This is a genomic window from Pseudomonas sp. NPDC087814, from assembly GCF_044742865.1.
In the GTDB taxonomy this organism is placed as follows: Bacteria; Pseudomonadota; Gammaproteobacteria; order Pseudomonadales; family Pseudomonadaceae; genus Aquipseudomonas.
The window spans coordinates 51,705-64,465 of the sequence record NZ_JBIUVK010000020.1 but is presented as its reverse complement, the minus strand read 5'-3'; the positions used below and the strand labels follow the sequence as shown (position 1 = coordinate 64,465).

At 63.2% G+C, this 12,761-nt stretch carries 6 protein-coding genes; all 6 read right to left on the bottom strand.

Features of this window, described 5'->3' with window-relative positions:
- Positions 1 to 179 precede the first annotated feature (179 nt).
- Complete coding sequence (locus ACIOMR_RS17005; protein ID WP_008433771.1) at positions 180 to 1,610, bottom strand: lipase; 1,431 nt, start codon at positions 1,608 to 1,610, stop codon at positions 180 to 182.
- 179 nt (positions 1,611 to 1,789) lie between these two features.
- Positions 1,790 to 4,900 (bottom strand): autotransporter domain-containing protein, encoded by a 3,111-nt coding sequence (locus ACIOMR_RS17000; protein ID WP_401195362.1) that lies wholly within the window; start codon positions 4,898 to 4,900, stop codon positions 1,790 to 1,792.
- Between the two features lie 184 nt (positions 4,901 to 5,084).
- On the bottom strand, positions 5,085 to 8,042 hold the full coding sequence (locus ACIOMR_RS16995; protein ID WP_401195359.1) for an autotransporter domain-containing protein: 2,958 nt from the start codon (positions 8,040 to 8,042) through the stop codon (positions 5,085 to 5,087).
- 215 nt (positions 8,043 to 8,257) lie between these two features.
- On the bottom strand, positions 8,258 to 9,595 hold the full coding sequence (locus ACIOMR_RS16990; RefSeq protein ID WP_177051680.1) for a TolC family outer membrane protein: 1,338 nt from the start codon (positions 9,593 to 9,595) through the stop codon (positions 8,258 to 8,260).
- A 2-nt stretch (positions 9,596 to 9,597) separates the two neighbouring features.
- The gene (locus ACIOMR_RS16985) at positions 9,598 to 10,932 is read right to left on the bottom strand and encodes an HlyD family type I secretion periplasmic adaptor subunit (protein WP_134326661.1); all 1,335 of its coding nucleotides are present in this window, start codon (positions 10,930 to 10,932) and stop codon (positions 9,598 to 9,600) included.
- Positions 10,929 to 12,680, bottom strand: coding sequence for a type I secretion system permease/ATPase (locus ACIOMR_RS16980; protein WP_401195355.1), 1,752 nt, complete (start codon positions 12,678 to 12,680; stop codon positions 10,929 to 10,931). Before ACIOMR_RS16980 ends, ACIOMR_RS16985 begins: the two co-directional genes overlap by 4 nt.
- Between the last annotated feature and the right edge of the window lie 81 nt (positions 12,681 to 12,761).

Genomic DNA, 12,761 nt, shown 5'->3' with positions numbered 1-12,761 from the left:
GCCCGTCGGCTCCCACTTTTCTTTGCCATGATCGTTCCCACGTTCTACGTGGGAATGCATCCCGTGACGCTCCGCGTCACCACTGCGCAAGACATGAACCGTGGGTTGGCCGTTGGACGCAGAGCGTCCGGGGCGGCGTTCCCACGCAGAGCGTGGGAACGATCAATCTGTGGCGCTACTTAGCCGATGGAAACCCCATCGCCCCAAACCCCGGCGAGCCCAACGCCAACCAGCGTCACCGAGTCCGCGCCAAAGCTCAGCACGGTATCGCCCCCCACCACCTTGGCGTGGTCACGCCAGTCCGCACTGCCCTCCACGTCCCGGAACACCAGCTTGTCGGTCGGCTGATAACCAATCACCCGGTCCTGCCCAAACTGCCCACCGAACAGAAAGGTGTTATGCCCGCTGTTGTCGCGGATCGTGTCATTGCCCTTGCCGCCCTCGATGAAATCCACACCCTTGCCACCCTGGATCAAGTCATCGCCATCACTGCCGATGATGAACGTGTTGCCCTTGTGCGGCTCGGCATTGCGGTTGAGGTCCTGCACCCAGGTATTGGCCCGGGCCGGGTCCGACAGGTTGGCCACGATAATCGTCGAGTCCCGGCTGGTCAGGTCGTAGAACTGCGAGTCCAGGACCCGCGTCATGCCATCCCCATACCCGGTGGGCAAATGAGAAAGCCAGGTGGGAACATTGACGATGGAAAACGGCAGGACATTCCACAGCGTCGACGCGTAGTGATCGTTGAAGCTGACGATATTGTCCGTGGTCGACTCATGGGGCTTGTCGTGCACGCCCAGTGACGAGAAGTTGAACGACGAGCCGTCCAGCGCGCGAAACACCGGGTCGTTTTCATAACCGATGTTCAGCACCTTGTCGCCGGCACTCTGGGTTGGCGAGGCATAAGCCACATAGTTGGAGTCCTTGTAGAACCCCGACCATTTATTGCCGCTCAGGTCGGCCATGCTGTTGACCGCCAGGCCACCCAGGCTATGACCGCTGACCACCACGTCCTTGCCCGTCAGGCCATGACTGCCGGCATACGCCGCGACATCCTTGAGCAAGGTGCCAAAGGCTTCGCCGGCGTAGTTTTTCGCGTAGTCCTTGGGCCCCAGCGCCGCCAGCAGGTCACTGACCAAATCGCCGATGGAGTCGCTGATCAAGGTTTCCCGAGGCCCCGAAGTCCCGCGAAAACCAATGCCGATTTCCAGCAGCTTGCCGTCGCCATCGTACTTGCCCAGCACTTCCACCTGCGCGGTGGTGTAGCCGGGCTTTTCACCGAAGAACGTGCCCCGGGCGTCCACCTTGCCGCCGTAGCCCAGGGTACTGGCGCTGATGGGCGTCCAGCCGGCCTTGTTGACCGCCTCGAGGGCGGCTTTTTCCGAATCCGGGTTCCAGGGAATGCCCGGAATCACCCCCTGTGAATCGGTGCTGCCCAGCAGCGCCCCCACCAGAGTGGCGGGCAGCCCCAGGCCAAAACCGTTGTGCTGGTAACCCACGGCAAAGCCGTTGTCCAGATTGTGATAGGAGTACAGCGTGATCGCCATGGCATCGGCGAACAACGCTTTGGAGCCCTCGGTGCCGAGGTTTTTATAGTCGAAAACACCCATGGTATTGCCTCTCTTTTGTTGGAATTGTCGAGAAAGCCGAATCTGCACAAATGGACGATTGGAACCGGATCAATGTGGGAGCGGGCTTGCTCGCGAAGGCGGTGTGCCAGTCGGTGGATGGGTTGACTGATCCACCACTTTCGCGAGCAAGCCCGCTCCCACATTTCGAACCGCAGTGTTTAGAAAGCCCAGTCCAGGCTCAAACCCACCCCATGGACTTTCTCCTTGCTGGCCAGCAGGCCGTTGTAATCCAGATTCACCTTCGCCTCCTTGCTCAACGCCAGGCTGACCCGTGCCCCCACCAATGCCGCATCACGCACCATCGACGAACTCTCCACAGTGAACGAAGGGCCGCCCGCGGCAAACGCCAGGTGCCGCTCGGAATCGACGCTGCTCAGGTTGTGCTGCCAACCCAGGGTGCCGGAAAGCTCCAGTTGCTGATGGTCATTGATATTCAAGGTTTTCAGCGCTCGAGCACCCAGGGTACTCAACACCACATCGCGGCTGTCATCCCGGCCCTTCAAGGCCGCCGCATCACCCTTCTCGGTAAACCCATCGGCATCCAGATGCACGTACGCCAGGTTGGCGAACGGTTCCAGGGCCAGGGGTTGCAGGTTCAGGCGATACGCCGCTTCGGTAAACACCTGGGTACTGCGGGCATCCACCTTGGCTTTCTGCTTGCCGGCGACTTCACCGTATTGCAGCTCGCGCTTCACATCGGCGCGGTGCCAGCTGTAGGTCGCACCACCGCTCAAGCGCAAGGCACCGATTTCATGCCCGGCATACGCACCCAGGTGATAGCTGTCCACCGATGCCCGGGAATGGGTGTCGCTGCCCATGTTCAGCGACGTGTCGCTGTACCCTGCCACCAGGCCTACACGGGTGTCTTCATCCAGCGCGCCGTCCACACCCGCCAGCATGCCGCCGATGGAGGTGGTATAGCCCGCCGTATCGCTGCCGCTGTGGGTCTTGCCCCAGGCGCCCAACGCCTTGACCCAGACGTTGCCACGGCTATCGACGGTCTGGCTCGATGCGCCCATTGCCCCTTGCTGCAAACGCTCGCCCACGGCTTCGCGCAGGTAGCGGTTGTCATTCACCAACGCGGTTTCCAGCGCCGGGTAGATCTCCCCGGACAGCTGCTGGAATGCACCCTGGGCCGAGGCCGCATTCGGCGCCAGCAACAGGCTTTCGTACACGGCGTTGCCCGCGCCCAACTGCTCGGCAGCAGCGGCCACCGAACGTTGGTTCGGGGTGGCGGCCACACTGGCAAAGGTGTTGGCATTGCGCCCCACATCCAGCTGCACGCCGTTGGCGGCGTAGTTCAGGGTACCGCCGATAAACAGATAGTTGGGCAGCACCGAACCGAAGCTGCCGGTAATCCCGCCTGCAGCCTGCAGGATGTTGTACTGGCGACCGATCAGGCTTTCGGCCTGGGTCTGGGTCAGCAGCGTCGGGCTGTTTTCCAGGGCCAGGGTCACCGTGCCGCCGCTGAGGGTGGCCTTGCCACCGGCGACGATGCGATCACTGTTGGTGGCCGACAACTCCACCGCATAGGTAGAGCCCGCCGCGAAGTTCACATCCCCGGCCACGTTCAGGGTGCCGATGGAGTTGCCCGGCGCCACGGTACCGCCGCTGTTCGCTGTCAGCGAACCAATGCGCCCGGAACCGCCCACTACGCCGCTGCTGCTGACGGTAACGTCGGAGGTGATCGAGCCATTGATCGCCAGCAACCCTTGGTTGACCAGGGTCGGGCCGCTGTAGGTGTTGGTGCCGGTCAGTACCAGCGCGCCAATGCCCTGCTTGGTCAGGCCGCCATGCCCGGAGATATCGTTGCTCCACACATCCAGCCCGCAATGCACATCGGTGCACGTGCGCTGGGTCGGTTTGCCGGCATCCACCACGGCGCCAATCCCTGGCAGGTCCGCAACAAACTGGCCGGAGCCGTAGGCGCCGTCGATACGAAACTCCACCGGGATATCCTCAGCCGTCACAAACATCCCCGGGCCGTTGATGGCCTTGCCCAGGTTGATCATGCCCCAACCGTACAGGGAGTCGATGCCCGGTGCGCCGAGGTCGGTCGCGGTGGTTTTCAGCAGCGTGGAGATCTGGTCGCCGCTCATGTACGGGAAGCGCTCCATCAACACCGCTGCACTGCCGGCCACATGCGGCGCGGCCATGGAGGTGCCGTTGAAATTGGCGTAGTCGGTGGTCAGGTTTTCCAGGGAGGTGCCGTTGATCACCGAACTGTAGATCTTGGTGCCGGGGGCCGCGACGCAGAAGCTGGCGGCATACCCGCAGCGCGAGGAAAACGTACTGATCACGTAAGGATCGGAACTGGCGGTGTCGGGATTCTGTTGCAAGGCCGCCACCGACAGCCAGTTGGGTGCAATCTCCGGCACGAAGTACGCCAGGCCCGAGATCGCATCCGGGTTGTTGCGGTTGTAGTCGTTGCCGGCGGCAAAGATCGTCAGCACGCCGCTGCGGGCCGCATCAATGGCGCCCTGATAAGCGCCACCTGCGATCGTCCCAAGGATCGGCCGAATGTTATTGAACTGCGCCTGGGCTTCATTGACCGTGAAGTTGGGGAATGCCGGATCTCGGCCGCCCTTGGCGTACTGGTCACCGATGCCGATGCCCCAGCTGTTGTTGATAATGCGTGCGCCGCTGGCCACCAGCGCGTCCCAACCGGCTTTGTAGACCGCACCGTCGTTGCCCAGGATGATCCCGTCTTCGGGACCCGGGTCACCGTTTTCGGCGCTGATGATCTGCGCATCGAACGCCACGCCGTGCATTGGCCCGCCGTCGCGGTTACCCGCGGCGATCCCGCCTACGTGCGTGCCGTGATTGCCGAGCTTGCCGTTGGAACCCAGGGAAGGCGTGCCGTCGTAGCGAAACGCGTCCCCGGCCTTCACCGGGATGTACGGGTCGGTGTATTGGCGAATGCCTTCGGTCACGAGCGTGACCACTTTGCCGGGGCTGGCGAATTCCGGATGCTGGGCATACACCGGCTGGTCGAAGATCCCCAGCTTCACGCCCTTGCCGGTGTAGCCGGCGGCGTAGGCGGCGTCTGCATGCACGGCGCCCAGGCCCCAATCGGCCTTGAATTCATTACTGCGCCAACTGGCAGCATCTCCCAGTTTTCCGCTTTCCACGTAGGGTGCGGCCTGGGCGGTACCCAGGCTGGCCAGGCAACACAGCAACGCGCCGTATGGCACGCAGCTCAGGGCCTTGAGCGGGTAGCCCGGGCCTGTTGGGATGGCGGATTGAAACCCTCGTTTTGTTTTTTTCACGGTGACCTTCCTTAGTTTTTATTGCACTTGTATAAATCACGTTTCTCCCAAGCGTCGCCGACCCCATGTGGGAGCGGGCTTGCTCGCGAATGCGGTGGTTCAGTTACAGGTGCGTCGACTGACACACCGCATTCGCGAGCAAGCCCGCTCCCACAGTTGACCTCTTTCGACCTCAGGATCTTGCTCAGAACTGCCAGTTCAGGCTCAACCCCACACCCTGGATTTTTTCCCGGCCAGCCAATTGGCCGGTGTAGTCGAGGTTTACCCGTGTGCTTTTGCTCAACGCCAGGCTCGCCTGCACGCCCACCAATGCCGCGTCGCGCATCAACGGCGAGCTTTGCACCGCAAACGACGGCCCTCCGGCGACAAACGCCAGGTGCTCTTCGGATTCAACGGCACTCAGGCTGTGCTGCCAGCCCAGCGAGCCGGAAACGTCCAGTTGCTGGCGGTCATTGAGGGGGAAGGTTTTTGCCGCCCGCAGGCCCAGGGTGCTCAGCACCGCATCGCGGCTGTCACTGCCACGCTCCAGCGCGGCGGCGTCGCCTTTCTCGTGAAAGCGCTCGTTGTCCAGATGCACGTAAGCCAGGTTGGCGAACGGCTCCAGCGCCACCGAGGACACGTTCAAACGGTAGGCCGCTTCGGTAAATACCTGGGCGCTGCGCGCATCCAGCTTGGTCTTCTGCTTGCCGCTGACTTCGCCGTACTGCAAGTCGCGTTTCACGTCGCCGCGATGCCAGCTGTAGGCACCGCCGACGCTCAAGCGCCAATTGCCCAGCTCATGCCCGGCGTAGGCGCCGAGGTGGTAGCTGTCGATGGACGCCGATGAATGCGTGCCGCTGCCCATGTTCAGCGAGCTGTCGCTGTAACCGGCCACGAGACCGGCACGGGTCTGCTCGTCCAGCGCGCCGTCGACACCGGCCAGCATGCCGCCCAGTGAGCTGGTGTAGCCTGCCGTGTCGCTGCGGCTGTCGGTCTTGCCCCAACTGCCGAGCGCCTTGACCCACACGTTGCTCTCACCGGTAACCGGCGTATGGCGCAGGCGCTCGCCCACGGCATCGCGTACCTGGCGACTGTCATTGATCAGCATTGTGCCGATGGCCGGGTAGATTTCTCCCGACAACTGCTGGAAACCCGACTGCGCCGTGGCTGCCGAGTCTGACCGCAGGATGCTTTCGTACACCGGATTACCGGCGCCCAACTGCTCGGCGGCCGCCGCCACCGAACGCTGGTTACGAGTGGCACCGACACTGGCGAAACTCGCATCACTGCGGGCAATGCCCAGTTGCACACCGTTGGCGGCATAGTCGAGGGTGCCGCCGAGGAACAGGTAGTTGGGCAACACGGCACCGAACTGGCCCTGGATCCCGCCAGCCGCCTGGAGGATGTTGTACTGGCGCCCCACCAGCCTTTCCGCCTGTTGCAGGCTGAGCAGGGTCGGGCTGTTTTCCAGGGCCAGGGTCACGGTGCCGCCGCCGAGGATTGCCTTGCCCGTGGCGACAATCCGGTCGCTGGTGGTGGGGGTGAGTTCGACCGCATAGGTCGAGCCGGCGGCGAGGTTTACATCCCCGGCCACCTGCAAGGTGCCCACGGAATTGCCCGGCGCCACGGTGCCGCCGCTATTGACCTGTAACGCCGCGATGCGACCGGAGCCGCCCAACGTGCCGCTGTCATTGACCGTCACCGCGGACGTCAGCGAGCCATTCACCGCCAATCGGCCGCCATTCACGGTGGTCGGGCCACGGTAGGTGTTTTCGCCCGCCAGGATCAGGCTGCCCGCACCGGACTTGGTCAGGCTGCCTTCGTAGATACGCCGGGCCGCGGCTGCCGCACGGGCAGTGCCAACGGCATAGTCCGTCTGGTCCTGCTGACTCGCGCCGGCGCCCACGCCGTTCTCCCAGCCCTTGTCGCGCAGGGTTTGCTGCCAGGCCAGGGTTTCGGCGCTGTCTTCGGCCTGACGCTGGATCAGCGCCTTGTCGGAGATCGCATTGCTCCACACATCGCCCTGCCCGGCCGCCAACGTGACATTCATCGGCCCGAGCAATTGCCCGGGCCCGTGCATCGCCCGGCCAAGGTCCGGCACGCCCCAGCCCACCTGGGTGGTCGGTGCGTCGGTGACCGCGCCATTGAGCTGGGTGGCCGTGGTCAACAGCACCTGCAAGGCCTGTTCGTTGTTCAGGTACGGATAGCGTTCCATTACCAGCGCCAGTGCGCCGGTGGCATGGGGCGCCGACATCGAGGTGCCGGATTTCACCCCATAACCGCCATCGGGAATGGTGCTGTTGATCAACGCCCCGGGGGTGGAAATGCACCAGTACTTAGCGATGCCGCACTGGTTGTATTTCTGGTTGTTCGCCTTGTCCAGGCCCGATACCGCCAGCCAGTGGCCTTCCAGCTCCGGCTGGAAATACGGCAAGGCCGAACGCACGCTGGCGTTGGCGTAGCCGCTGTTGCCGGCACTGAACACGTTGATCACCCCGGCTTTGGCCACATCGGCCGCGGCATCCAGCCAGGTGTTCCGGTTGTAGTGCTGGGCATAGGCAGCGTGCAGGTCGCCAATGGTCTGGTAGCTGACATCCTTGGGTTGGCTGCCCCAACTGTTATTGATCGCGCGCACGCCGGAATCCACCAGCGCGCTGTACACCGCCTTGAAGTACTTGGGGTCTGGCGTGGGGCCGAACAGGAAGCTGTCGCTGGCGTTGGTGTTGCCGACGTAGATCTGCGCGTTGTACGCCACGCCGTGCATGCCCACGCCATCGCGGGCCGCGCCCATGGTGCCGGTCACGTGGGTGCCGTGGGAGTCATTGTTTGGGTTGAGCGCGCCGGTGGTCGTGAAGGGGCTGCCATCGACATAGGTGCCACTGGCGGTGACCGCGTGATAGCGGTCTTTTGAGGCTTCGGGATGGTTGGGGTCGAAACCCGAGTCCAGGGCGCCGATCTTCACGCCACTGCCGGTGATGCCGCTCGCATAGGCCTCGTTGGCTTTCATCCGGTCCAGGCCCCAGTCGCTCTGGAACTCGGCGGTGCGCCAACTGCCGGGGTCGCCGACTTTTCCGGCTTCGATGTACTGCCCGTGGGCCGCCAATGACAGCAGCAGCAAGGAGCCTGCGGTGAAGGGTTTGAAGCGAGGTGAACCAGTGATCATGAAGAGTCCCTTTTCTTATTGTTGAAATACCTGTGGCGAGGGAGCTTGCTCCCGCTGGAGTGCGCAGCGCTCCCAAGATCTTGGGGCCGCTACGCAGCCCAGCGGGAGCAAGCTCCCTCGCCACAACAAGCGCCCTTGCCACAGAAAGCTCCCTTGCCAAAACAAGCGCCCATGCCACCAAAGCTCCCTTGCACCAAGTACCACTCGTCCAGGCATCAGCGGCTCTCAGGACCAAACGCCTCGTCCACCTTGGCCAGGTCGGTGTCACGCAAGTTGCCCGCGTAGTAATGCAATTTGGTCCAGGCCATCAGGTAGTCGTACCGTGCCTGGGCCAGGTCGCGACGGGTGCTGTACAACTGCTGCTCGGCGTTCAGCGCATCGAGGTTGACCCGCTCGCCCCCGAGGATGCTTTGCTTGGTCGAGACCACCAGCGCTTCAGCCGAAGTCAGCGCCTTTTGATACGCCCGCAACTTGCTGACGCCCGACAGGCAAGCACTGAACTGGCGTCGCAGTTCGATCAGGGTCTCGCGGGTCTTGCCTTCCAGTTCGTACTCGGCCTGCTCCATGGCGCGGCTGGCCTGGCGGGTGGAAGCCGAAACGCCGCCACCGGCATACAACGGCATGCTGACTTCGATGCCGATGGTGTTGGTGTCGTAGCGCTGGTTGTAGGTGTTGCCGCTGTCGGATTCCTGCTGGCGCGAGCTGGCATACGCCGTGATGCGTGGCAGGTGCCCCGAACGGTTGCGCTCCACTTCATAACGCGCCACTTCCACGGACTGGCGTTGCGAGGCCAGGTTGGGGTTGTTGGTCAGCGCCAGTTCGTGCCAGGTGTCGTAATTGGCCGGGGTCAGGGTGAAGGCGGCAAACTTCGGGTTCAGCGGCGCCAGGTCGTTGATGTTGACGCTCTGCACGCCAATCAGCGCCCCGAGTTCGCGCAGCGAGGCGTCCTGTTCATCCAGCGCCTGGATTTCCTCGGCAGTCGCCAGCTCATAACGCGACTCGGCTTCCAGGATGTCGGTGCGGGTGCCCTCACCCTGCTGGAACAGATGCTGGTTCTGCTGGAACTGCTGCTCGTAGGCCTTTTTCTTGGCGCGGGCAATGTCGATCTGGTCCTGGGCAAACAACGCCTGGGTGTAATAGGTCAGCACCCGCACCAGCAGCGCCTGGCTCTTGTCGCGGAAACTCTCGTCGGCAAACAGTGCCTGGGCCACGCCCTTGCGGTAGTTGGCATAGGCTTCGTAGTCGAACAGCGGCTGTTGCAGGGTGAACGTGGAGCCATAGCTGTTGTAGTTGCGGTCATCGTGATAATTGCCGCCGCGCCCGTCGGGCAAGGTGGCCTGGGAGTTGTTGCGGCCCTTGTTGTAGTTGTACGAGAGCTTGGGCAGCAGGCCGGCGCGGCCGATGGTGCGGTTTTCCAGGCCGGCGTCGCGTTCCTTGATGGCGCCGAGGAATACCGGGTCGTTGCGCAGGGCCTGTTCGTAGACATCGAACGGGCCCATGGCGGCCTGGGCGCTGCCGCAGGCGAGCAGCAAGGCGATGAACATCGGCTTCATGCTCATTCCTCGGTCAATGCCGAGCCGGCGCGGTCCAGCAGCGGCTTGAACAGGTAATTGAGCAAGGAGCGCTCGCCGGTGCGGATGAACATCTCGGCGGGCATCCCCGGCTTGATCACCAGGCCATGGAGTTTCTCCAGGGCGCTGCTGCTGACGGTGGTGCGCAGCACGTAGTAAGGCATGCCGGTTTTTTCGTCGAGCATCTGGTCGGCGGAGATCAGGCTCACCTCCCCCGGCACCCGCGGCGTGCGGCTCTGATTGAAGGCGGTGAAGAGAATGTCCACCGGCAAGTGCGCACCGACCTTGTCCACCAGGTGCACTGGCAGGCGCCCTTCGACTTCCAGGCGGGTGTCCTGGGGCACGATTTCCAGCAGGGTTTCACCGGCACGCACCACGGCGCCTTCGGTGTGCACGCCCAGGTTGACCGCGATGCCATCGGCGGGCGCGTTGATCTCGCTGTGCTGCAGGTCGAAACCGGCGGAGGTCAATTGTTGCTCCAGGGTCAGGCTGCGCAGCTGCGCGTCGGCCAGTTGGCTGCGCACTTCCTTCTGGTACTCCTCGCTGTGCTGCTGCAACTTGAGGCGCGATTCGAGGATGCCCTGCTCCACCCGCCCGCTTTCGCCGGTGTTCTGCGCCAGGTCCTGTTGCACCTGGGATAACTGGCGCTGGTACTCCATCAGCCGGTTGCGCGGGATGTAGCCGTTGTCGGCCAGGGGTTGCAGGTTGTTCAACTGGTCACGCAGGGATTGCGCCTGGGCGGTCAGGTCACTGCGGGCGCGGCGCATGCCGTTCAGTTGCGCGGTGGCGCCTTCGATACTGGCGCGAATCCCGGCCTGTTCCCGGGCAAAGGCTTCGCGGCGGCTACTGAACAGTTGACGCTGGCCTTCGAGGACCAGTGCCAGGGCTTGATCCGGGTTGCCGCTCAGCTCGGGCGGAAAGGTGATCGTCGACTGGTTATCCCGCTCGCTCTGCCACCGTGCCACGCTGGCCCAGGCCATGCGGTACTGGGCTTGCAGGGAGTGCACGTCGGCCTGGTTCTGCGTCTGGTCGAGACGGAACAGCGGCTGGCCCTGTTTCACCGCTTCGCCTTCACGCACCAGGATCCGGCTGACCACGCCGGGGCTCAGGGTTTGCACCGCCTTGCGCTTGCCCGATACCACCACCGTGCCTTGTACCGGGATCCCCTGGTCCAGCGGCGCCAGACTGGCCCAGAGGAAAAACCCGCCGGCGCCGACCACCGTCAGCAGCCAGCCCATGCGGGCGAAGAAACGCGCGTCGTGCTCGGGATGGGTCTGTTCGTAATCGCGGTTGATTTGAATGCTGCTGTCGCTGCTCATGCGCCTGGATTCCTTCCGGCTTGATACTGACGGCTGAGGCTGACCCCGGCCTTTTCTCGTGGTGCTTCCTGCTGGCCGGACAGTGCGCGCAGCACGTCCTGGCTCGGACCAAATGCCTGCAAACGACCTTCGTTCAGCACCAGCAGCTTGTCGGCCGGGGCCAACGCCGAGGAACGGTGAGTCACCAGCACCACCGTGCTGCCCTGGGCTTTCATCTGCATGATCGCGCTGGCCAGGGCGGCTTCACCCACGGTGTCGAGGTTGGAGTTGGGCTCGTCGAGCACGATCAGGCGTGGCCCGCCGTACAGCGCGCGGGCCAGGGCGACCCGTTGTTTCTGTCCACCGGACAGGCCGCTGCCCTCGTCACCGAGCACGGTGTCGTAGCCGTGGGGCAAGCGCAGGATCAATTCGTGCACACCTGCCTGTTGGGCGGCCTGCACCACTAAATCCGGGTCGGCTTCGCGAAAGCGCGCGATGTTGTCGGCGATGCTGCCGCTGAACAGTTCGATGTCCTGGGGCAGATAACCGATATGCGGTCCGAGGTCGTCGCGGTCCCAGCGGTGAATGTCGGCTCCGTCCAGGCGCACGGTGCCTGCCAGGGTTGGCCATACGCCCACGAGCACGCGGGCCAGGGTTGATTTGCCGGAGCCGGAAGCACCCAGCACGCCGAGCACTTCGCCCGCAGTCAGGTTGAAGCTGACTTGATGCAAGGTCGGCACACGTCGCCCCGGCGGGCCTGCGCTGACTTGCTCGAAACTCACATTGCCCTTGGGCGCCGGCAAGGCCATCTGCTCGCCCTGGGGCGGAAACTCGCGCATCAGGTTGTCCAGGCGCTGGTAGGCCAGCTTGGCCGAACTCCATTGCTTCCACACGGCAATCAACTGGTCGATGGGGCTCAACACCCGACCCATCAGGATCGAACCGGCGATCATCATCCCCGCCGTCATGTCGCCCTTGATCACCAGCAACGCCCCCAGGCCGAGCACCAACGATTGCAGGCACAGGCGCAGGGATTTGCTCAGGGAACTGATGATCGAACCGGTGTCGCTGGCCTTGTTCTGCAAGCCCAGAAACTGCGAATGCACCTTGAACCAGCGCTTGCGCAAAGCGCCGAGCATGCCCATCGCCTGGATGGTTTCGGCGTTGTGCAGGTGGCTGGTGGCCAACTGGGTGGATTGCTGGGAAAACCCGCTGGCTTCACCCAGGGGCTTTTTGGTCAGGTATTCGTTAAGGCACGCCAGGGCAATCAGCAGCACTGCACCGGCGCTGGCCAGGACACCCAGCCACACGTTGAACAGGAAAATCACGAACAGATAGATCGGAAACCACGGCGCGTCGAAAAACGCGAACAGCGCAGGCCCGGTGATGAATTGGCGGATGTGGGTCAGGTCCCCCAGGGATTGCCCGCCATGGCCTTCGCCCCGTTGCAGGTTGCGCTCGAAAGCGGCCTTGTAGACCCGCAGGTTGAAACGCCGCTCCAGCTGGCTGCCGATGCGAATCACGATAAAGCTGCGGATCACCTCCAGCACACCGATAAAGGCGAAGAACCCCACCACCATCAGCGTCAACATCACCAGGGTGGTTTCGTTCTGTGAAGACAGTACGCGGTCGTAGACTTGCAACATATAAATCGACGGCACCAACATCAATACGTTAATCAATGCCGTGAAACAGCCAATACTGATCAGAATACTTTTGTAGTCGCCGAGTGCCTTGAACAGTGGTGCAACGGGAGTGGTCTTCGCCATGTTGCCTGATCTTCCCTGAGCCGAATGACGCGCAATAGTTTACCGAGCGCCCCAATAAGGGGCGGGCAAACATTAAAATCG

What these genes read in the sequence shown, in the direction of transcription:
- ACIOMR_RS16985 (WP_134326661.1), bottom strand. Translation starts at nt 10,932, where the DNA reads ATGAGCAGCGACAGCAGCATTCAAATCAACCGCGATTACGAACAGACC.
- ACIOMR_RS16980 (WP_401195355.1), bottom strand. Translation starts at nt 12,680, where the DNA reads ATGGCGAAGACCACTCCCGTTGCACCACTGTTCAAGGCACTCGGCGAC.
- ACIOMR_RS16995 (WP_401195359.1), bottom strand. Translation starts at nt 8,042, where the DNA reads ATGATCACTGGTTCACCTCGCTTCAAACCCTTCACCGCAGGCTCCTTG.
- ACIOMR_RS17005 (WP_008433771.1), bottom strand. Translation starts at nt 1,610, where the DNA reads ATGGGTGTTTTCGACTATAAAAACCTCGGCACCGAGGGCTCCAAAGCG.
- ACIOMR_RS16990 (WP_177051680.1), bottom strand. Translation starts at nt 9,595, where the DNA reads ATGAAGCCGATGTTCATCGCCTTGCTGCTCGCCTGCGGCAGCGCCCAG.